Origin of the sequence: Clostridioides sp. ES-S-0005-03, assembly GCF_020658455.1 — a bacterium.
In the GTDB taxonomy this organism is placed as follows: Bacteria; Bacillota; Clostridia; order Peptostreptococcales; family Peptostreptococcaceae; genus Clostridioides.
Window position 1 is genome coordinate 1,016,187 of sequence record NZ_JACVWI010000001.1, and the last position, 23,015, is coordinate 1,039,201.

A 23,015-nucleotide genomic window follows, 5' to 3' on the forward strand; every position below is an offset into this window, starting at 1 on the left:
AAATTTCCTCCTAAAATTAAGTCTTCTCCTAAATAAGAAAAGGTTGATAACTACCATATAAATATGATAATTTATCAACCTTAATATATCTTTTATTTAACCTTATTTAACCTTAATTGATAGGAAAGGAAATATGAAATGTAGTTCCTAAAGATAAAATACTATCAACCGAGATAGTTCCTCTATGAAGATCAATAATTTGCTTTGTTATTGCCAATCCCAAACCAGTTCCTTCTGTTTTTTGTTCTGTATTAGTGCCACGATAATAACGATTAAATAAATTTGATACTTCCTCCTCTGTCATTCCTTTCCCATTATCTAAAACAGTTATATTAATTTTATCATCTATCATTACATTCAAAGAAACTTTGGTATCTTGATTTCCATGCATAAAAGCATTAATAATCAGATTACTAAATGCACGCTTTAGAAGTGTAGAATCAAAAGTAAATTTAATATTGTCAATGTTACTGTCAAATTCAATTGTATTAGTTCCATATTCTGGATAGTTCAAAATATCAATAGCTAACTCTTTCAAAAACCTTATCAAGTTGCTATTCTGCTTATTCAACGGAATGATACCATTTTCTAATTGATATGTTAACTTTAAATCGCTAATAAGTGTATTTGTATATTCTATATTCTTAAGCATGATAGAAGCGTATTTCTGTACTTGTTCATATGAAAGAATATTATCAGTGTCTACAAGTATCTCTGCATATCCTTTTATTGGTGAAAGGGGAGTTTTTAAATCGTGAGTTATATTTGAAATCCATTCTTCTCGTATAATATCTGTTTTCTTTTTCATTTCATCACTGATATGAATTTCTTCATTAAGAGTATTCAAACTATCATAGACATCAGCAAAAGCTCCTTTCGCTTTGGTTGGAAGATATGTTCTCTTTGCAATATCACTAACAGAAGACGTGATTCGTGAAATAAATTTTGTTATCCAATATCCATAGGCAATTCCAGAAATTAAAACTATTAAAAATATAATACCTATTATTGAAAGCACAATAGGTTTTCCACCTATAAATTTAGTCCCATCAAAAAACATTGTTACTTTAGAAATATTAAGTGGAAAGTGTATAATATAAATAAATTCATCCTCATTATTTTCAATAGTACTCAAGTATACAGTATCAGCATTTGAAGTATCTTTCTTGGCTAATTCCAATAACTCAGAATTAGAATAATGATTTTTATGATTTTTTGGTTCTGAAAATCCATAAACTCTATTTCCATAACTATCTAAGATTTGTATCCATAATTGATTTTCCCGAAGCTTTTCCAAACCAGATTGTTTTATTTGTGGTTTATTATCTATAAATATAATTTGCTCAGTAAAACTTTCCATAAAATTTTGAGGCCAGTTACTACGTATGCTTTTTCCATTTGGATGCTGGACATTAATAAGTGATAAGAAAATTCCTATTGCAGTTAAAGCCAGGCAGAAAAGCACTAAGAAAAAAATAATGTACGAGTAAAGTATTGTCCTGTATCCAGACTTACGCATTTAATCAACTCTTTTCCAAAACTTATATATTTGTGTTTTTTAACTATTTTTAAGGTAAATCTTATTAAATATGATACTATCTTAAATTATATGTGTATAGTTTTATATTATCAAGTTATCTGTTATTTAATAAAGCACTATGACAATATATAAAACAGTGATGATATATAAAACAGTTTAAAATTACTTATTAAATATTAAACCATCTAAATCTGAATACAAAATAACATGTGTATATTAATGAAAATAGAAAAGCATATCATAGAACCACTTTTATAGGGGATACTTTAATAAAAGAATTAAAAATTATAACATATAAAAAATTTCCACTAAAAAATAATCGTGTTAGAAGAATGACAGAAAATCATGTATTTTGGAAATATTTCACAAATATTAAGAATAATAAAACACTTGAAATTGCTTATGTCAAGAAATTTTATATAATATAAACTGGTCAAATATGTTATAATATTAAATTGTGACAAGTTCATGGAGGTGTTTATATGAAAAAACAAAAGTCGCCAATTTTACTTGAAATGCTTGGGTTATTTTTTGGTTGTATATCAATGAGTATTGGTATAAATATGTTTTTAAAACCACATACAATTGCTCCTGGAGGGCTTAGTGGTCTATCTTTAGTGTTAAATAAAGTTACAGGGCTTCCAGTATCAGCTATCATGTTAATCATAGGTGTTCCATTAGTAATACTTGCTTTCAGAATTATGGGTACAAAAAATTCATTAAAAACGTTATTTGGGACAATAGTATTCTCTGCTATAGTCCAATTGACAGACCCACTATCAAAATTGAGATTAACTGATGACTTACTACTATCAGCTATTGCAGGAGGAATTTTAGTTGGGATAGGTTTAGGAATAATGTTTAAATCAGATGCTTCTACTGGAGGAACAGATTTAATTGCACTTATACTTAGTAAAAAGTTTCCAGGGATAAAAGCTACAAAATTTATGTCTTGTTTAGATGGAATGGTCGTTATATCTTCTGGTATAGTAAATAGTAGTATAGAAACAGGCCTTTACTCTGGGATAGCACTTTGTGTCTTAATAAAAATAGCAGATATGATAATGGAAGGATTTGATCATTCAAAAGCATTTTTTATTATTTCTGAAGAACCTGAAAGTTTAAGACAAGCCATAACAAAAGAACTTGATAGAGGTCTTACTATTCTTGATGGTAAAGGTGGTTACACTAGAGAAAACAAGGAAGTACTACTTGTTGTAGTTTCTAAAAAGCAAGAACTTTATCTTAAGAGATTAGTTAAAAAGACTGACCCTACTGCATTTGTTATTGTTACAGATGTACATGAGGTTCTTGGAGAAGGATTTAAAAACTTAGAAAATTAATAAGTTGTTTTATAACTTTGTTTATATAGTTTTTAATAACTTATAGATGCCAAAATCATATCATATTAAAGTGTGAGTATATTAATTAATATACTAAACCTTTTTAGTAGATATAATATGATTTTGGCATTGTTTTTATCTAACATTTATTAGAACACTAAATACTCATTATTTTTTCAATTCATACTGATAACATGGAACATTTTTTATTGTGCTTCCAGTATGAATTTTTTTGATATATTTTCCTACACATTTAAAACCCAATAAATCTAATGATTTTGTAGAATTCGCATTTTCTTCATAGGTTATCGCAATGATTTTATTTAGATTTAGTTCTCTAAATCCATATTGTATTACTCTTTTAGTTATCTCAGTAGCAAAGTCATGACCCCAGTAATTGGGATTAATACATACGCCAATTTCAGCTTCCAATGCCTTTGGATTTATATTATTAAACCCCATATTCCCAATAACTTTATTATCTCTTTTGTACACTATTGCAAAGTGACCTATTTTTCCTTTTTTATATGGATTTAAAAAAAATGATTTTATAAATTTTCTTGTGTCTTCTAAAGACTTATGCTCATTAAATGGTAAATGTTTTACTACTACTTTATTTTTATAACAATCAAAAAAATCCTCAGTATCATTTAATGATGCAGGTCTTAGTATGCAGTTTCTAGTTTCTAAGGTTTTCATTTGAGGATATTCAGAATCAGACATTTCTAATCCCCCTTTATACATTAATCTAATATACTGTTCATATTTAAAATACGATATTAATTATATAAATGTGCTCAAATTAACCTTATTTCTAATTTAATAAAAATTAGCTTATTATAAATCTCTCAAATCTACAACATTATTAGTAATAATATAAGTTCTCTACTAGTTCTATTTATTGTAAGATACATGTATATGTAGGTACTTTTTAATTTATTTTTATTAAACTTATTTTAGAAATGCCAAATATAAACTTACATATTATTAGATATCATACTTAAAAACTCTTTTGTTGCTAGTGATAAAGAGATATTTTTCAAATGGCAATAACCTATACTTCTCTTAGGTATTGGCTCTTTTATGTCTAATTTGAATAATTTTCCACTATTTAAGTAATCTATGCTAAATTCTTCTATAACACAAGATACTCCAAGATTTATATATGCAAATTCTAAAAGTAATTCATGAGAGCCTAATTCTATATCTGGGTTTAGTTTTATACCTTTTGATAAAAAATATTCATTTACATAAAGCCTTGAATTTGCTTTATTTTCTAACATTATCAAAGGTAACAAATTTAATTCTTCTAAAGATATTTGCTTTCCTTTGTATTCTATGTAATCATTTGCACATACAAATATGTCATGTATCTCAATACATTCAACGATATTTAATGTTTCATCTTCTATTGGCATATTTATGATTGCTATATCAATATTACCATCTTTAAGTAAGGATATAAGTTCTCTACTAGTTCTATTTATTGTAGATACATGTATATGTGGGTATTTCTTATGAAAAATTTCCAAATACTTTAATAGAAAAAAACGTGCTGCTGTATCTCCTACTCCAATTTTTAATGAACCATATTCCAATTTTTTAAATTTATTTATTCTATCTTCTCCTGATGCGATTAAGTTTAATGCAGTAGCAACATGTTCACTTAAAATTTTTCCTTCTGGAGTTAACTTTACACCTTTATTATTTCTATAAAATAATATAGTATCTAATTGTTCTTCTAATTGTTTAATTGATTGGCTTACAGCTGGCTGTGACATAAATAATTCTTTGGCAGCAACAGAAAAGCTCTTATGACTTACAACTGCATTGAAAACTTTATATAATTCAAGTTTTACGTTCATACATAACTACTCCTTATATCAAATATTAGTATTATTTATTTTACTTATGATTATATTTGAATTATAATATACATGGTACTAATATGACAATATTAATTCTTTAGGAGGATTTTAAATAATGGATAGATTAGTTGGAACTGTTTCAAGAGGTGTTAGAGCACCTATTATAAGACAAGGAGATGACTTAGTTAAAATAGTTGTTGATTCTGTCTTAAATGCATCAAAGAGTGAAAACTTTGAAGTTAGAGACAAAGATGTAATTGCTGTTACAGAAGCTGTTGTTGCTAGAGCACAAGGAAACTATGCTCATGTTGACAATATAGCGAAAGATGTAAAAGATAAATTTGGAGATGATACTGTTGGTGTTATATTTCCAATTTTAAGTAGAAATCGTTTTGCAATATGTCTAAAGGGTATTGCAAAAGGATGTAGAAAAGTTGTATTAATGTTAAGCTACCCTTCTGATGAGGTTGGAAATCACTTGATAAGTATTGATGAACTTGATGACAAAGGAATAAACCCTTGGTCAGATGTGTTAACAGAAGAAAAATATAGAGAACTATTTGGATATAATAAACATACATTTACTGGTGTTGATTATGTTGATTATTATAAAAATTTAATTAAAGAGTGTGGTGCAGAAGTAGAAATAGTTTTTGCTAACAATCCAAAAACTATACTTAATTACACAACAAGTGTTTTAACTTGTGATATACATACAAGACAAAGAACAAAGAGAATTTTAAATCAAAATGGTGCTAAAAAGGTATATTCTCTTGATGATATAATGACATCAAGTGTAGATGGTAGTGGGTATAATGACCAATATGGACTTTTAGGTTCAAACAAAGCTACAGAAGAAACTGTAAAATTATTCCCTATAAATTGTGATGAAGTTGTAAATAAAATTCAAAGCAATATAAAAGAAATTACAGGTAAAAATGTAGAGGTAATGGTTTATGGAGATGGAGCGTTCAAAGACCCTGTAGGGAAAATATGGGAGCTAGCTGACCCAGTAGTTTCTCCTGCTTATACAAAAGGCTTAGAAGGTACTCCAAATGAGGTGAAATTAAAATATTTAGCTGATAATGATTTTGCTGACTTATCTGGAGATGAGTTAAAAGAAGCAATTTCAAAATACATAGTTGAAAAAGATAATAAATCTGATGATTTAACAGGAAATATGGTTTCTCAAGGTACTACTCCAAGAAGACTTACAGACCTTATAGGTTCTTTAGCAGATTTAACTTCTGGAAGTGGAGATAAAGGTACTCCTATTATTTACATACAAGGTTATTTTGATAACTATACAAAATAATATATTTTAAAGCATTTTATGTAATTTATTTAGATTAAAAACTAATATAGACCTCTTAATTGACATAACTTTACTGTATATCAATTAAGAGGTTATTTAATATTTACATAGTTTAATTTATTAATCTTTATTAAGAATTTTAATCTCTATTTATTTCTGAAATAATATCACTCTTTAATATTTGTTTTACTGGAATGATAACTGCAACAATACTAATAGTAATATTTAAAATAATCATACCCACATATAGAGACATATTTATATTGAAAACTGGATTTATATATAAATATACGCGTTTTACTATAAAATAAATCATAGATTGCCCAATAATACTTCCAATTACCATTATAATACTTGCATATAGTCCATATAAAAAACCTTCCCTCATCATCATAATCAAAAACTTATTATCTGTGATTCCCATAGCTCTTAAAATTCCAAATTCATGTCTTCGTGAAAAAACTAAATAACTCACTGTATTGATAATATGAAACAAACTTATGCTTAGAAGTACAAATACGATACCATATATAAACAATAATTTCTGGTTTAAATAAATATTATTTTTTTCAATAGCAATAGTATAATCTGTCACAATACATCGTTTTATATTATGTATAACATTTTTTATTTCTTTAGCTACTTCCATGCTATTGCTTTCTTTCGTCTTTTTTATACTGGCCATATTGTAATTTATGATATTAAAATTACTTTCCATTTGTTCATTTGTCATAACTATATCCATGCCATAATCGCCAATAAAGTATATATTATTTGCCATTACACGTTTTACAGTAGCAGCAACTACAAATTCTTTTACTGTATAATCATTTTTATCTTCTTCTTTAAACTTAATAGTCTCATCAGTAGGTTTCATTGTTTTTGGCACTTTAACTTTGATAGTATCTCCTGGCTTTATGTCAACTGCACCATATATACCAGTACCATCCATAGGAAGTCTAACAATCACTTTATTATTTTTAACCATGTCAGAATTATCAATTTTTCCATCAATAATATAAGGATTTAATCCTTTTAACATGTTAGCATTATATCCATAGATATTTGTCTTTAAAAGGTATCCCCCATCACTTTGTTTAGTGCAAATTCCATTGAAAAAATTCTTTATTCTGTAATCTTTTTCAAGAGGTTTAAAGAAATTTTTCCAAAGTAATTGTTCATCTCTAATGTGTATACCGCCAAAAAAATACCTTACTGGGTGAATACTTGATACACCTTCTACTTCGTTTAGTCTTGAAATTTTATCTTTTGGTATTCCTATATCAAAATCAGTTGTTTGCATAGCTATTTGATAATCAGAATTTAAACCATCATCAGCCTTCATTGTAAGCTCGTTATTATTTCTAGTAAGTTGTATAGAATAGCTAGAACATAGAAAAATAATTCCCCCAAGTGCTAATGAACACAAAATCCCTATAAACATTCCTTTTTTTTGAGTCATATATTTATGAGATAATACTGCTGTCATGTTAGAAAACTTTATACTTTTTATCTCTCTATTCTGTTTACTAATAACTTCAAAATTTTTCATTGACTCAATACTAGAATATTTGCTTAGCTTATATACAACTCGTACAGTGATTAAAATTAACAATAATGCTAAAAACAAAAATCCTAAGTAAATAGATTTTTCACTTATAAAAAATGACCCTGGAATAATATCACTACCTAAGAATATATGAGGAAATTGTTGATGTATTGTTGAAGCTACTCCTATGCCTAAAATACATCCTATAGGAAAACCTATGATGAAAAGTAAAAATAATTCTAAAAACAAGAGTAGTAAAAGTTGCTTATTATTAGCACCTAACACTTCTAAAGCGCCATATTGTGATATTCTTTGAAGTATCGAAACATGGAAAATACTATATATTGCTGCTGCACTAAATATTCCAATAATCAAAACAATTGCATTTGTATTTAATTTTAAAGAATTTAAAAATTGAAATACACTATATCTTTCAAAAGTTATTGGAGGTTTTACACCAAATTCACTTGATAAATTCCAGTTTACATAGGAACTTTTTTTCGATATACTAAATTCTCTCATAAATCTAGCACTTTGTTTTTTTATATTTTTATTTTCATCAAATTTTACATAAACCATATAATTACCATTTTCTTCAGAAAATGTAGAACTATCTACAAAACCCTCTAAAGCAGTTTCTGGATTTAAAATATCAGATAAAATCCCACATAACTTATAAGTTTTTCCGTCTAATTTTATCTCTGTTCCAATTTTTTCTTTTATATTTAAATTATTTAATGAATAGGTATCAAGTGCTATTTCTCCTTCTTTGCTAGGAAGCTTTCCTTTCAATAATTTTCTACCTGTCATATCTAAATAAGATGAATCCACATTTAAAAAATTCATAATGAAAGGTTCATCTATAGAACCTTTAGTATTTGTGATACCAAGTCTATTTACAGTGTATTCATTTGATTTTTTGTTTTTCTTAATTTTTTGTAGTTGTTTATTATCTACCTTAAAATAAAAATGATAATCTCCATTATCCGCTCTTATTTTCTCAATTTTACTTTTATTTGCACTATTTACTAAAGAACCAATTCCTGTCAATAAGGCTACCGATAGTACGATGCTTAAGATTATAGATATAGATTGTTTTTTATAATGTTTAATATATTGAATTGCAAACTTCATTAAAGATATCATAGTATTTCACCACCATTATTTACTACAATTCCATCTTCAATATGTATGATAGAATCGCATATTTGTGCTATATTTTCATTATGTGTTACCATAAGTATTGTTTGGTGAAATTTTGCACTACTTTCTTTTAGTAAACATACTACTTCCATTGTAGTCTTACTATCGAGATTTCCTGTTGGTTCATCAGCTAGTATAAGTGCAGGTTTATTTGCTAAGGCTCTAGCAATTGCTACTCTCTGTTGTTGTCCACCAGAAAGTTCACTTGGAAATTTTAGACGTTTGTCCCAAATACCTAATGTATTCATTAACATTTCAATATAGCTATGGTCTACATAATTTCCTTTATCCAATGTAACAGGAAGAGCAATATTATCATAGACATTTAGTACTGGTATTAAACTGTAATTTTGAAATATAAAACCTATATTCCTTCTTCTAAATACAGTCAAATCCTTTTTTCTTAATTTAGATATGTTTTTACCCTTAATTATTACATCTCCTGATGATGGGCTATCCAACCCACCTATAATGTTTAATAATGTACTTTTACCAGACCCAGAAGTTCCAACTATAGCAGTAAATGTAGCCTTTTCAATTTCTATGCTTACCCCATTTAGTGCATTGACCTTGTTTTCATATTCTCCATAATGTTTTACTAAATGATTCGTCACTAATATACTCATTTTATTTCTCCTTTCAACATAACTTAAAATATAAGTTCTTATAAGATATTGTAAGTGACGATAATTACACCCATCCTACAAAGTTAATTTAAACTCTTACAATTTTGTAAGAAGATACTAAAACAACTTCCGCTTCCTAATTTGGATTCTACTATAATATTCCCTTTTTCTTTTTCTAAAATTAATCTTGTAAGATAGAGACCAATTCCTGTACCATTTTGATTTTCAACATTTTTACCTCTATAAAATCGTTTAAAAATATTGTTCAATTCTTTACCATCAATGCCTATTCCTTCATCTTTGATTATAATTTTAGTGTATAGTTCCATTTTTTCTACAGAAATAGTAATTATACTATTTGATGGTGAATATTTTATTGCATTTTCTAAGACATTTACAATTGCCTCTATAGTCCATTTTTTATTATGAAATAACTTTATATCTGAAAATATTTCTAAATTTATTTTTATGTTTTTAGATTCTGCTTTATTAAAAACAGTACTAATACTTTGAACAATAGTGTCTTTAATTAGTAGTTCTTCTGCTTCAAATTTGATAACCCCATCTTCTAATTTAGTCATCTTAAATAGAGACTCTAATAACCAGTCAATTTTAAAAGTTTGATTTTTCATTTTTTGTAAAAATTCTACTTTTTTTGATGTAGGAAGATTACTATTTTCTAAAAGTTCACAGTAAATGGTAATATTTGAAAGTGGTGTTTTTAATTGATGTGACATATTTGAAATTAAACTTTTAATTGCTTCCTTTTCTGATTTTGACTGCTCTACTTCTATCTCTATCATATCTTTAACTTTTTTTACTTGGTAAGAAATTTTTGATATTCTTGTATCTTTTGTATCTGGATAAGAAATTTCTTTACCTTCCAATAATTGATTTAGCATTAGACTTAATTCGTCACATGTATTTTGACTTTTTTTAATAGTTATTATAGCTATAATTATCATACATATTGCAACAAATAATAGTAACATATTTATTCCACCTCATTCCATAGATAGCCCATTCCATAAGCTGTTTTTATATACTTTGGATTAGATGGATTATCCTCTACCTTCATTCTAAGTCTTCTTATATTTACAGATATAATATTCTCATCAACATAATTTTCTTCACTATCCCATATATGATGTAAAATTTGTTCCTTCAATAATATTTGTCCTTTATTCTCAATTAAATAATTAATAAGCTTATATTCTACAGCACTAAGTTCCAAATCTACTTCATTTTTATACACCTTTAATAACTTTTGGTCTAATCTTATACCATTAGAATACAGCACTTTATTATTTGATTTTTTTCTTATTGCTACTTTAACCCTCGCTTTTAATACAGACAAAGAAAACGGCTTTGTGATATAATCATCTAAACCTATTTCTAATCCTGTTACCTCATCAATCTCTGAATCTCTTGCAGTAAGCATTATAATTGGAATATCTGACATTTCTCGTATTTGCTTACATATATCAAATCCATTTCCGTCTGGCAGATTACAATCTAAAATTATAAAATCTATATTTTTATTATTAAATATATGTAAGCCCTCTTGTTTTGTATAAGCTTTTAAAACATTAAATCCTTCACTTTCAAAAGCATAAAAAAGACCTTCATTTAAGTTTGTATCATCTTCAATAATTAATAAATTCAATTTTCTACTCCTTTTATTTTTAAACTTTTAAAATAGTATTTCTTCTTATCTTTTGTTAAAAATATATTGATACACCTATTTTACTAAAAAAACTGTAATTAAATTTGTTTTTTCTCAAATCTAGTTACAGTTTTTTATTTATAGACTATTCACCTTTAGAACATTCTCTATAAAAGGCTTTAATTGATTTTAAATCATTATCAGTTATAATATGTACACCACTTGCACTTAATAAATTAGCAAGACACTCAATACGTTTGAAATGTTTTTCTGTACTCTCATTAAACAATACTGGGTCTAACCAAATATTTATTAATATTATAAATACTTCAGACATTTCGTTTGGATAATCAGTTTTAAAAATGCCTTCTTCAACACCTTGTTTTATTAAGCAAGATAGTAAAGGGGTCATTTCAAGCGTAGATGCTCTTATACTCTTCATAAATAAGATAGGTTTTTTTTGGAGGCACATATAATCAATCAATTTTTTCCTTATTTCTGAACTAGATATGTGTAAGATAAATTCAGACACTTTTTCTCTAATCGTAAAGTTAGGATTATTTAATATTAACTTTAAATTTTCCATCTCTACTTTTAAATTACTTGATATAATCTCTTCGAACAGGAGTTCTTTATCTTTAAAATGGTAGTATACAGATTCTTTAGATATATCAAGAGTATCCACAATTTGTTGCATAGTTACATCATCATAGTCATTTTCTTCGAATATTTTCCACGCAACGTCTAATATCTGACTTCTCATCTTGTCAGAATGTTTATTTCTTGACATATAAATTCACTTCTTTCTTTATCAATTTATATTAATTGTTCATACATTTATTATAATAAGATTTTTTACAGTATGTCAATACACACCATTTAAAGACAACAAATCGTATTTATTCTTAAATTTCTTATTATTTATCATTAATATAATTTATATGTAAAAATATTATAAAACATATATAAATACATATTATTTAATTTAATGACGCTTAAATTGAAAATATAACCTTATTCTTATATAATTAAATTATGTAAGGATAAGGTTATATGATTTAATTATACTTTTACTAGGGGGAATAGAATTGAAAAGGGTTGATGAAAGAAATACTATGTTTGCAAGAGCAAATTATAAAAAAAATGGTTTTGCTTATAATGACTATTATGAGAAAAATCCTGAAAAAAAAGAAGTTGATGATAGTATAAGAAGTAGACCAAATTTATGTAGTGAAGGAACTATGACTTATAATGAGATAAATTCTCCAATGGCAAGTAGTGCATTTGACTTTTTATCTGATATAAAATCACTATGTGAAGGAAAAGTTTGTGACAATAAAGTGGATGTAGATGCAAAATCTATGACTAAAAAGATAAAAGGGTTTGCAAAGCAATATGGAGCTTCTGTGGTTGGTATAACTAGATTAAAAGATTATCATATTTATACAAATAGAGGTAGACATGAAGAAAACTATGGTGAGGAAGTTAATCTATCTCACAAATATGCAATTGTATTTGGATGTGAAATGGATAAAGAAATGATAAACAGAGCCCCGATGATATGTGAAGTTATAGAAACTTCAAAATGTTATGTAGATGCATCTATTGTTGGCATGATTTTAAGTTATTACATAAGAAACCTAGGATATGATGCTAGAAATCATATGGATGCTAATTATCTAGTAATGCCTGTTTTTATAGCTCGTGATGCTGGATTGGGTGATATAGGAAGAAACGCAATACTTACAAATAAAGATTATGGTTCTAGACTTAGACTAGGGGTTGTTACTACAGATATTCCACTTATAGAAGATGAATATGTTGATTTTGGACTTGAAGACTTTTGCAAAGTATGTAAAAAATGTTCTTTTAATTGCCCTTCTCACTCACTTTCTAATGATATTAAAATTGGTGATGATGGAAAATATAATTGGGTGATTGAACATGAAACATGTTACATTAAATGGAGATATTTAGGCACAGACTGTGGTATGTGTATATCTGCTTGCCCATTTAGCCAAAACCTTGAAACTATAAAAAACACTACTTCTTTTAAAGGCAATAATGAGCTTATTGAGAAAGCTTTGGATGAATATACTTCAAAATTTGGTAAAAGAATATTTGTACCTGGAAATCCATCTTGGTTAAAATAATTTTATATATTTAATAAATAGTCTGTCCCATGATAAATTCTAGGACAGATTATTTATTAAGTATTTTATTTATATGAATATAATATGATAATTTAGCAACATTTTGATTATATAATTAGCTTTATATAGAATATTAAACATAAAAGGAGTGAATATATGAAAAAAATATTAGTAGTGGAAGATGATACTATATTAAATAAAACACTATCGTACAACTTAAATGAAGAGGGATATATGGTTATTTCAAAATTCACAGCTATATCTTCTTTAGAATCTATTGTTAAACACAAATTTGATTTAATTATTTTAGATGTTAATCTACCAGATAGAAGTGGATTTGATTTGTGCAAGAAAATTAAAGAAAATTATGATATCCCTATAATTTTTTTAACTGCCAATGATATGGAATATGATATGATTAAAGGTTATGAACTTGGAGCTTTGGATTATATAACAAAACCATTTAATATCAATGTGTTTAAACAAAAAGTAAGAGCACTTTTAAATCATATTACAACAAAAACAAAACAAGATTGCTATGATGATGGATATCTCAAGATTAACTTTTCTGAGTTCTGTGCATATATAAATGACAATCAAATTGTATTTACACCATTAGAATATCGTACTTTAAAACTATTTATTGAGAATCCCAAAAACATTCTAACAAGAAAAATACTTTTAGAAAAACTTTGGGATATAGATGCTAATTTTGTAGATGAACATACTTTGACATCTGTTATAAGTAGAATTAGAAGTAAAATTGAAAAAGATGGCTCTCAATACATTAAAACAGTATATGGTATGGGATACATGTGGATAGGTGAAAAAAATGAATTTTAAAAATTTTTCTTTTAATACTATTTATTTAATAATTGCTGTTAGTATGGCTCTTACAGCTATTCTATTCAATATAGCAATTTATATAATAACTAATGATTTTAAAATAGTTGTTCTATTATTGATATACACAATAATATTCTCTGGTTTTATATTATTAATCATGCTCTTACTTCATAAAAAAATAACTCTATTTTGCTCTGAGATATGTTTAACCTTAGATAAGATGATGAATAGTAAAGATAATCTGGAAATTACTTTGGAGGAAGAAACACTTTTGTCACGTATTAATCATAGACTGATTAGAATGTATGAAGTCATTCAAGAAAATCGCCACAATATTGCTATGGAAAAAGCTGATTTACAAGAATTAGTTTCTGATATCTCTCATCAAATCAAAACTCCTATTGCAAATTTAAAGATAATTAATAATACTCTACTGAATCAGAATCTTAAAACTGAAATTCAAAATGAGTTTTTGATGGATATGCAAGGTCAATTAGATAAATTAGAATTTTTAATGCAGTCTATGATAAAAACTTCAAGACTAGAGACAGGTATAATTTCATTATCTAAAAAAAAGAATTCGATTTATGAAACAATTGCGACTTCACTTAGTGGAATTTTATTTGATGCTGAAAAAAAGGACATTGAAGTTACAGTTGATTGTGATTCAAACTTATATATATGTCATGACAAAAAATGGACTTCTGAAGCTATTTTCAATATATTAGACAATGCAGTGAAGTACACAAGTCCTAAAGGTAAGATACATATATCTACAGAATGCTGGGTTATGTATGCTAAAATAGATATTACTGATACTGGAAAAGGCATATCAGAAAGTCACCAAGCAGAAATTTTTAAGAGATTCTATCGTGAGGAAGATGTACATGATATAGATGGTATTGGAATTGGTCTATATCTTTCAAGAAAAATTGTATCTCTTCAAGGTGGATATATCAAAGTTACATCAAAAATTGAAGAAGGCTCTACTTTTTCTATATTTTTACCTAATAAATAAATTTTTAAATATTTTATTTGTGATAATTCTGCAACATTTTGATTATATACTGTATTTACAATATATAAAGGAGGTCTTTATAGTGAGTATTTTACAAGTAACAGACTTAAAAAAATATTATGGGAGAAATTCAAACATTACAAAAGCTCTTGATGGTGTGAGCATATCTGTTGAAAAAGGTGAATTTATTTCTATTGTAGGTACATCTGGTAGTGGTAAATCTACATTATTAAATATTATGGGAGGTTTAGATAATCCTACATCTGGAAATGTCATTATAAGAGGAAAGGATTTATCAACTATGAATGATGAACAACTTACAATTTTTCGACGTAGAAATATAGGTTTTATATTTCAAAATTATAATCTTGTTCCTTTACTTAATGTATATGAAAATATCATTTTACCAATTGGATTGGATGGTGAAACACTAGATAAAGACTTTATAAATGAAATTATAAGTTTACTTGCACTAGATGAAAAATTATATGATGTACCAGGTAATCTTTCTGGAGGACAACAGCAACGTGTTGCTATTGCAAGAGCACTTGTGACGAAGCCTGCTATTGTACTTGCTGATGAACCAACAGGTAATCTTGACAGCAAAACTAGTGCAGATGTATTAGGCTTACTTAAGATGACAAGTGAGAAATTTAACCAAACAATTGTAATGATTACCCATAATAATGAAATTGCACAATTAGCAGATAGAATCGTTCGTATTGAAGATGGAAAAATTTATAACTAGGAGGTGAAATATATGTTTAAAAATAATAATGGTGCTTTCATTAGAAAAATAGCATTGAATGATTTAAAAATTAATAAACTTAAATTTTTTCTTTCAGGTATTATTATAATGATTTCCACATGTTTATTATTAACAACTACTTTAGTTTCATATAATGGCTCTATGGATTTGGTTAATTCATCTCCCTATCATGCGAGATATCAATCTGTAAATGAAAAATCAAAAACATTATTACAGCAAAATAAAAACTTTAGTAGTGTAGGAGTTTATAAGTCACTTGGTAGTGAGATAAAATCAGATTATAGAATGTCAATGATATATGTAGATAACACTGCAATTGAGCTTCTGAATTTTCAACTATTAAAGGGCGGTATGCCAACAAATAAATATGAAATTGCTATTTCAGAAAAATATCTATCTGAACTTGGCTTGAATAAAGACCTTGGAGATAGCATTACATTAAAATATCGCGACAATATTACTAACAAAGAAATACAAAACGATTTTATTATTGTTGGATTTGTAGAAAATTACTATCAAGATAATGCTAAGCAATACTATACAGTTGTTTCCAATGATTATCTCAAGGATATGGCTTCTACACCTTTACAAATCAAAAGTAATAATTTTAATGAAGCAACTCCAAACACTGTAGATGTATTAGTTAGATTATCAAAAGAAAATACAGAAAAATCCCCTACTTTAATTAAGACTCAATTAAGTGAAATTGGTTCCTCTTTAAATATTAAAAAACATAATATATATTTAAATGATAATTATATTGAATCAAATTTAATTGATGGTGAACAAGTTATTACAGTTTTAATAGTAGGAGTAATTATTCTTTTTTCTAGTTTGTTTGTTATTTATAGTATTTTTTATATTTCAGTTGTTAATTCAGTTCAAATGTATGCAAAGTTGAAAGCACTTGGTATGACTTCTTTTCAGTTGAAAAAGATTATTTACCTACAAGGAAATATTTTATCTATTATTTTTATTCCAATAGGCATTATATCTTCCTGCATAATTACATATATAATTCAGCCTTTAGCATGGCAAATGACTACTGACTTATTTATTATTCTAGTATTATCAATAGTAATATTTTTGACTGTAAGAATTTCTTTAAATAAGCCAGCTAGAATTATTTCAAAAACTTCCGCTATTGAAGCTATGCAATACACAGAAATTAAATCTAGAAATAAAATTAAAACACTTAATTATATAAATATTAAAAATTTAGCACTAAAAAATATTGAGGTAAATAGAAAGAAAAATTTAATAGCATTGATTTCATTGAGTATTAGTGGAATATTATTTATTTCAATTGCTAGTCTGTCTAATTCTATAGATTTTAATAAACAGATGTCTCAGACATTCGTTTATAATGAAAATTATATTATTGGAAATAAAATTGACAATTTGTATGAACGAATTACACAAATTCAGCAAAATAATCCATTTACAAACACTCTTAGAAATGAAATCAAATCAATTTATGGAGTACAAAAAGTAATTGAATCTAAAGGAATAAAATGTGAAGTTATATACCCTTCTATTAAGGATAAAGATGGAAGTAATGTTACAACTTTGATTGAAAGTGTCACACCAGAGCTTGCAAAATCATTCCAAAAGTATATTGTAAATGGTAAAGTTGATTATAAGCAATTGGATTCAAACAGCTTGATTGTAAATAAATATAGGACAAAATCTTATGGAGTTGATTTGAAAATTGGAAATACAATTACATTTAATATATTTAGTGGAAATGACATCATCAAAAAACAAATGAAAATAGTTGGAATAATTGATAATTCAAATACAGGATGCATGTTCTTTACTTCAGACAAGGCTTTAGATAAAATAACACCATATAATACAAATTTACATTTTTCAATTTTATCCGATAAAAAGTATTCAAAAGAAGTTGAAGAAAAACTATTAAATATTATTCAAAATAATTCAAATTTAATCCTTTATTCATATGATAGCGATTATAAAATGCTAACTAGAGCTTTTAAGTATATGATTATAGCTGCATATGTATTTGTTGGTTTAATTTCCTGTTTTGGTATCCTTAATATGACAAATATCCTTGTAAATAGTGTATTAACTAGAAAAAAAGAGTTTGCCTTACTTCAGGCGGTTGGAATGACAAAAAAACAGTTGCGCAAAATGCTCTATCGATAAGGTTTAAATTTGAGTATTAAAGCTGTATTTGTATCAATTACATTGGGTTATTGTGGTTCAAAATTACTCTGCTTTTTTATAAAAGATGTTGTTAGATTAGACTTCATTAGTTTCAATTTCTCTATACTTTCTATTTTAATTTTTTCATTTATATTAATAGGCATGCAAATATTAATAATTGAATTCCTTATAAGAAATCTAGAAAAACAATCAATTACAAAACGTTTACGCTCTCAATAAAAATATATATAAAAATAGCTACTTTTATACTACACTCAACATAGATTTTCAAGATTTAGAGGGTCTGAAAACTTTGATTTTACGACCCTCTGTTTGTTTTTTAACTTCTATTATTTATTTTCTGAATATATCAATAGCATGACTCGTAACGCCTATTAAATCTTCGCGTTCACAAGTAGCAAAGTGATATTTCAAATATAACTCAAATTCTTCATCATCCATAGCATCGACTGCTTCACGCATACATAGGGCTAAACCATCCGATGCGACGTAATGCAGTCTTGTTACAGGAAAAACAGCCATCAAATCGTCAATGTTTTCTTTACGGACAAGTTCAAACAAATCCTTAGGACCTGACTTGGTAGCAAATGTCTGTGGGTCAATCAAGCCCTTTTCAATATATTCAGCTACATTGATATTTCCTCGGTTGAACCCTTCATCAATAAGGCAGCCATCAGATATAACATATGCAGCAAAAATCACACCACCATGTTTTGTTACACGGATAGCCTCATGTAGAGCTTGTTGTTTATCCTCTTTGCTATAAAGATGATACAACGGACCTAACAACAATGTAATGTCATATTCATTGTCTGAGAAAGCAGACAAATCCATAGCATTACCTTGAGTAATAGTTATATTTTCATTTGATTGAATATTTTTACGGAAAATTTCTATGTTATGTTCGACCAATTCGACTGCATCAACGTCATATCCCTGACGTGCCAGCGTGTGAGAATATCGACCAGTTGCAGCACCAATTTCAAGCACACGGTCGCTAGGTTTTAAGTACTTTTCAATATAATGCATAGTAGTTAGGAATTCAACTGTTCCATGCTTTAATGCCAACCGACTATCTTCGTCGTAATTATTGTAAAAATCAATTAAGTATTGGTTTATTTTCATATTGCACCCCCTTATGTATTAGTTAGTAAACATCAAATAGATAAATTCCAATCCTTTTTTTCTTGTCTTATAAAAGCTGATAATATATTTTTCAACATTTTTTCGGCACTATTTCTATCTAATGTCAATTTTTTCGTTGCTGTTAAGACAGCTATGCCATGAGTATAAAGAAATAAATCTAAAAATATGACTTTTGCACATTCTAACTCTATTCCAATACTTTCAGAAAAAAGCCTTGCCTTTTTTTCATTATCAATTTCTTTGTAGAAATCATTTGGATCTTCCATCATCAAATCTAAATCGTTTATAAACAACAACTTAAATAAATGTGTTTCTTCTTGAGCAAATTCAATGTATGAAAGTGGAAGTAATAAATATTGACTGACATTTTCAGAATTATGATAATTAATAACATACTGATTATAGTATTCATATGCAAAAGCAAGAAATTCACCTTTTAATTCATCCATATTTTCATAGCAAGTAAAAATTGGTCGAGTGGAACATTGTAATTTACTTGCGATACTCCTTGCATTTACAGTTTCAAATCCTGTTTCTCTTGTAATATCCAAGACAATATTCAAAATCATTTCTTTCGTTATTTTTGCTTTAGGTGGCATATAAATTCACTTCTCCATTAAATTTTTATAAAATACATACGTTATATAACAATTGTTGCACATTAAAAAAATTATGTCAAGAAATAGTTTTGCATTTTTTATCATTCCTGAAGCTGACAAATAAAATATGAGTTGCAATTAATCTATTAATAGACGATTGCAACTCATATTTTACTTTAAATACTTTTCTTTTTACATGATATTTCATATACATAATCTTCTGATGAATTAATATCACTTTCTTTTGAATTAATATTACTTTCTTTTCTTTTTTTAGAATCAATTAAGACAAAATATAGTATAAAACCTACAACAAGTCCCCAGGTTCCACCTTTAGCAGCAATCACGCCACCCATCAGCCCAATTAATCCTCTCTCTACGCCAGTATCACATAGTTCCATTGATAGTTTAGTACATAAGTAACCTTGAACTAAAAGTGTCACTGATAATGCTAATGGTATAAGAGGCGTAGCTATTTGGGCAATTGGATAAAAGCAGATAAAAATAGCTGAAACCCATACCAACGTACCCATACCACTAAAAATAGACTGCATTGCTTCCTTTCCAACCTTATATCTTTGAGCAACACTTCCAGTAAGAGTTGCAGCTAATGGACCACACATAGCTATATATGGAGAAATAACTGCCATAACAATATTTCTTATCCCACTTATAATATTAGACCTATTAGAATTAAAATCAATATACTCATCTGTTCTGTTTTTACTTTCAGAAAGAACTAAATTTTCACCTGTTATAAAATCACCAAATGCAATTATATATATCATGAAAGACATTGGCAATCCTTGTATAAATAATATTAGACTTGGAAAACCTATTCCAAAAGGAGATACTGTATCTATTAATTTTTGAAAATCCATTATATAAATAATATTTTCAAAATTAAAGCTAGGAATTCCTATTTCTTTACTAAATATTCCTATAATTAAACTCACTAAAATAGCTGGAACCACTCCATATTGACCTAATCGAAATAAAAGCTTATTCTTTACTTTTAGAGCATCGAATTTTTCAGAAAACATTACAAAGCAAGCAACTAAAATCCCAACTGTTATAGATATTGGATAAGATTCAAATCTGCCTTTAGGGCTAAATTCTGCTATTACAGTTGATATACCAACTCCCATAAGTATTCCACCTTTGATGGAATTTGGGATTCTATTTACTAGTTTTCCAGCTATACCTGTTATACCCATTAAAATAAATATAATTCCTAAATCTATTTGTAAAGCTGTTAATGCTTGTATTCTTTCAATACCAATATTGAACTTTAACAAATATGCAGTTGTAAGAGTTATAGAAGCTGTAATCCAGCCAGGAACTACTGGGTCTCCCATAAAAACATGCAGGCAATACAATATTGAGTTAATGATAGCCATACTCCATGCTACTTCATAGGGTAATCCTAATATTTGCGTGCTAAGTCCAATAGTTCCTAAGCTTGTCATACTTGATATTATGCCTTGAATAGCTTCCGGTTTCTCAAATCTGTAATGTATAAATGGAATTCGTATCTTAAACATTCCAAATTTTATGTGAGGCTGTTCACTTCTAGTGAGTCTTTCCATAATTTCACTCCACCTTTCAATAACTCTTATTAATTGTTTATAAATTATCAATCTTGTTAAAACTAGTATATAACATATAAATTACATAAACAATAAATTAAAATTGTAAAATTGATAGATTTTGTGCATATATAGAAAGATATATCCATTTTTATTTTTTTATATCGATTGATAAAGGTTCTTTATAAAATTCAATAGTTCTTTTCCATGATTCAAACTGTCCTTTTGCATTACCTTTTACAGTTCCTCCTGAAGAAAATATTCCTCCAGCCATATTCATAGATAAAGTTTCACTTAGAGGTACAATATATGGAATTGGTAAAGGATGTCCCATCTTATCATATGTTAATAGTTCCACATTATATTGGTAATTATTTCTTTTAAGTTTTTCTATGATTTCTACACAACCATCATAACTATTCCAAATATTATCTTCTTTTCCAGAAATCATAAGAATGTCAGCTTCAGAATTTTCTACTTTTATCCTAGCCTCTTCTTTATTGTCTGCCCTTTCAATACTTTTCTTATAAGTACTGGCAAATCCAAATGGAATTCCTTTTTCTATATCTTTTTTCTGGTCTTCAAAGAATATATTATTGTCTACCTTGATATATGGAAGTGGCTTACCTTTATATGACCATGATGAAGTATCTTTTCCATTCATTTGTCCATCAAGTGCTTGAAAACAATACGCATGAGGCTGTGATACTACTACTTTTTTAATTTGTTTATATCTTGAAGCAAGTAAAAGTGCTAACTCACCACCTTTTGATGTCCCATGTACAAATATTTCTTTAGTATTAGTGATTTCATCTTCACTAATCCATTTAAATATTTTTTCAAAGTATTCTAATGGTACTTCTTCTAATTTACTTGGCAATCCTTCTAGAGCAAAATAAGCAACTGCTAGTACATTGAACCCTCTAGATGCAAGTGGAGCTGCCAGGAGTTCTAAAGCATCTAAATTTCCATCAGAACCCCCTAAAACTAAAATTGTTTTATTACTAGAGTTTTGTTTATAAAATAATTTTCCTATAAATTCATCAGATATATCTTTTGTGATAATATCTTCTGTTTTGAACAATCTCTTCAACTTAACTTCTTTTCTTTCAATATCAGATTCAAATATCATATTCATGATTATTGGTTTATCAATAGATATATTTTCTGCAAAATTTTCACCTTCAGTTTTTGATTTTTTCAGAGAATATATTAACCCCATGCAGTCAGTAGTTTTATAAGTCCCTTCTACAGGTTCAATTGAATCTAAATCCACTTCTCCTTTTTCATTTGAATAAAATACCCCATAAGATGAGAATTCCTCTCCTTTACACCATGGAAATTCCATTTTCATAGATACTCTTAATTTACTATTTGGAATTAAGCCTGAAACTATAACTTTAATTTTATCATCTACAAGTGATTCTGCATTGTATATATTTACTTTCATAATTGATTCCTCCATGTAATAATTATTGCTCATGATTTATATATTTGAAATAGCTTTCTTTAGCAAGCTATGAATAATCCAAATATAAGACATCATGTTGACTATTTCATTATATCAACTCGAACCAATTTAGTCAATATATTGT

General features: G+C 27.3%; 19 protein-coding genes. 7 read left to right on the forward strand and 12 right to left on the reverse strand.

What is annotated here, in order from left to right:
* Positions 1–112 precede the first annotated feature (112 nt).
* On the reverse strand, positions 113–1,519 hold the full coding sequence (locus IC218_RS04935; RefSeq protein ID WP_227823939.1) for a sensor histidine kinase: 1,407 nt from the start codon (positions 1,517–1,519) through the stop codon (positions 113–115).
* A 503-nt stretch (positions 1,520–2,022) separates the two neighbouring features.
* Between IC218_RS04935 and IC218_RS04940 the strand changes: the two genes are divergently transcribed.
* Positions 2,023–2,883 (forward strand): YitT family protein, encoded by an 861-nt coding sequence (locus IC218_RS04940; RefSeq protein ID WP_227823940.1) that lies wholly within the window; start codon positions 2,023–2,025, stop codon positions 2,881–2,883.
* 168 nt (positions 2,884–3,051) lie between these two features.
* On the opposite strand, the gene IC218_RS04945 is transcribed toward IC218_RS04940, so the two are convergent.
* Positions 3,052–3,606 carry a GNAT family N-acetyltransferase gene (locus IC218_RS04945; RefSeq protein ID WP_227435157.1) on the reverse strand — a complete coding sequence of 185 codons (555 nt, stop codon included), beginning with the start codon at positions 3,604–3,606 and terminating at the stop codon, positions 3,052–3,054.
* Positions 3,607–3,860: 254 nt separating this feature from the next.
* A complete protein-coding gene (locus IC218_RS04950; protein WP_227435156.1) occupies positions 3,861–4,748 on the reverse strand; it encodes a LysR family transcriptional regulator in 888 nt (295 codons plus the stop codon).
* Between the two features lie 118 nt (positions 4,749–4,866).
* On the opposite strand from IC218_RS04950, the gene IC218_RS04955 reads away from it, so the two are divergent.
* Positions 4,867–6,066, forward strand: coding sequence for a coenzyme F420-0:L-glutamate ligase (locus tag IC218_RS04955; protein WP_227435155.1), 1,200 nt, complete (start codon positions 4,867–4,869; stop codon positions 6,064–6,066).
* A gap of 139 nt (positions 6,067–6,205) precedes the next feature.
* Here the strand turns inward: IC218_RS04955 and IC218_RS04960 are convergent, their stop codons facing one another.
* The 5 genes from IC218_RS04960 to IC218_RS04980 all read right to left on the reverse strand — a co-directional run bounded on the left by IC218_RS04960 (position 6,206) and on the right by IC218_RS04980 (position 11,900).
* Entirely contained in the window at positions 6,206–8,761 is a 2,556-nt protein-coding gene (locus tag IC218_RS04960; RefSeq protein ID WP_227823941.1) for an FtsX-like permease family protein, read from the reverse strand.
* Positions 8,758–9,444: an ABC transporter ATP-binding protein gene (locus IC218_RS04965; RefSeq protein ID WP_227435153.1), complete on the reverse strand. Its 687-nt coding sequence runs from the start codon at positions 9,442–9,444 to the stop codon at positions 8,758–8,760. The genes IC218_RS04960 and IC218_RS04965 overlap by 4 nt, the downstream gene beginning before the upstream one ends.
* An 83-nt stretch (positions 9,445–9,527) precedes the next feature.
* Entirely contained in the window at positions 9,528–10,436 is a 909-nt protein-coding gene (locus IC218_RS04970; protein ID WP_227823942.1) for a sensor histidine kinase, read from the reverse strand.
* Positions 10,437–10,438: 2 nt separating this feature from the next.
* On the reverse strand, positions 10,439–11,110 hold the full coding sequence (locus IC218_RS04975) for a response regulator transcription factor (RefSeq protein ID WP_227435151.1): 672 nt from the start codon (positions 11,108–11,110) through the stop codon (positions 10,439–10,441).
* 145 nt (positions 11,111–11,255) lie between these two features.
* Complete coding sequence (locus tag IC218_RS04980; protein WP_227435150.1) at positions 11,256–11,900, reverse strand: TetR/AcrR family transcriptional regulator; 645 nt, start codon at positions 11,898–11,900, stop codon at positions 11,256–11,258.
* A 298-nt stretch (positions 11,901–12,198) separates the two neighbouring features.
* Between IC218_RS04980 and IC218_RS04985 the strand changes: the two genes are divergently transcribed.
* From IC218_RS04985 to IC218_RS05005, 5 genes are all read left to right on the forward strand, one after another.
* Entirely contained in the window at positions 12,199–13,263 is a 1,065-nt protein-coding gene (locus IC218_RS04985; RefSeq protein WP_227435149.1) for a 4Fe-4S dicluster domain-containing protein, read from the forward strand.
* 156 nt (positions 13,264–13,419) lie between these two features.
* Positions 13,420–14,106, forward strand: coding sequence for a response regulator transcription factor (locus tag IC218_RS04990; RefSeq protein ID WP_227823943.1), 687 nt, complete (start codon positions 13,420–13,422; stop codon positions 14,104–14,106).
* Positions 14,096–15,127, forward strand: coding sequence for a sensor histidine kinase (locus tag IC218_RS04995; RefSeq protein ID WP_227823944.1), 1,032 nt, complete (start codon positions 14,096–14,098; stop codon positions 15,125–15,127). The genes IC218_RS04990 and IC218_RS04995 overlap by 11 nt, the downstream gene beginning before the upstream one ends.
* A gap of 82 nt (positions 15,128–15,209) precedes the next feature.
* Positions 15,210–15,875: an ABC transporter ATP-binding protein gene (locus tag IC218_RS05000; protein ID WP_227482645.1), complete on the forward strand. Its 666-nt coding sequence runs from the start codon at positions 15,210–15,212 to the stop codon at positions 15,873–15,875.
* A gap of 12 nt (positions 15,876–15,887) precedes the next feature.
* Positions 15,888–18,065: an FtsX-like permease family protein gene (locus IC218_RS05005; RefSeq protein WP_227823945.1), complete on the forward strand. Its 2,178-nt coding sequence runs from the start codon at positions 15,888–15,890 to the stop codon at positions 18,063–18,065.
* 354 nt (positions 18,066–18,419) lie between these two features.
* Here IC218_RS05005 and IC218_RS05010 read toward each other — a convergent pair whose 3' ends face one another.
* The 4 genes from IC218_RS05010 to IC218_RS05025 form a co-directional block, all read right to left on the reverse strand.
* Complete coding sequence (locus IC218_RS05010) at positions 18,420–19,211, reverse strand: class I SAM-dependent methyltransferase (protein ID WP_227823946.1); 792 nt, start codon at positions 19,209–19,211, stop codon at positions 18,420–18,422.
* A gap of 32 nt (positions 19,212–19,243) precedes the next feature.
* Positions 19,244–19,831 carry a TetR/AcrR family transcriptional regulator gene (locus tag IC218_RS05015; RefSeq protein ID WP_227435143.1) on the reverse strand — a complete coding sequence of 196 codons (588 nt, stop codon included), beginning with the start codon at positions 19,829–19,831 and terminating at the stop codon, positions 19,244–19,246.
* Positions 19,832–20,007: 176 nt separating this feature from the next.
* Positions 20,008–21,420: a hypothetical protein gene (locus tag IC218_RS05020; RefSeq protein WP_227823947.1), complete on the reverse strand. Its 1,413-nt coding sequence runs from the start codon at positions 21,418–21,420 to the stop codon at positions 20,008–20,010.
* A 151-nt stretch (positions 21,421–21,571) separates the two neighbouring features.
* Positions 21,572–22,870 carry an acyl-CoA thioesterase/bile acid-CoA:amino acid N-acyltransferase family protein gene (locus tag IC218_RS05025; RefSeq protein WP_227435141.1) on the reverse strand — a complete coding sequence of 433 codons (1,299 nt, stop codon included), beginning with the start codon at positions 22,868–22,870 and terminating at the stop codon, positions 21,572–21,574.
* Between the last annotated feature and the right edge of the window lie 145 nt (positions 22,871–23,015).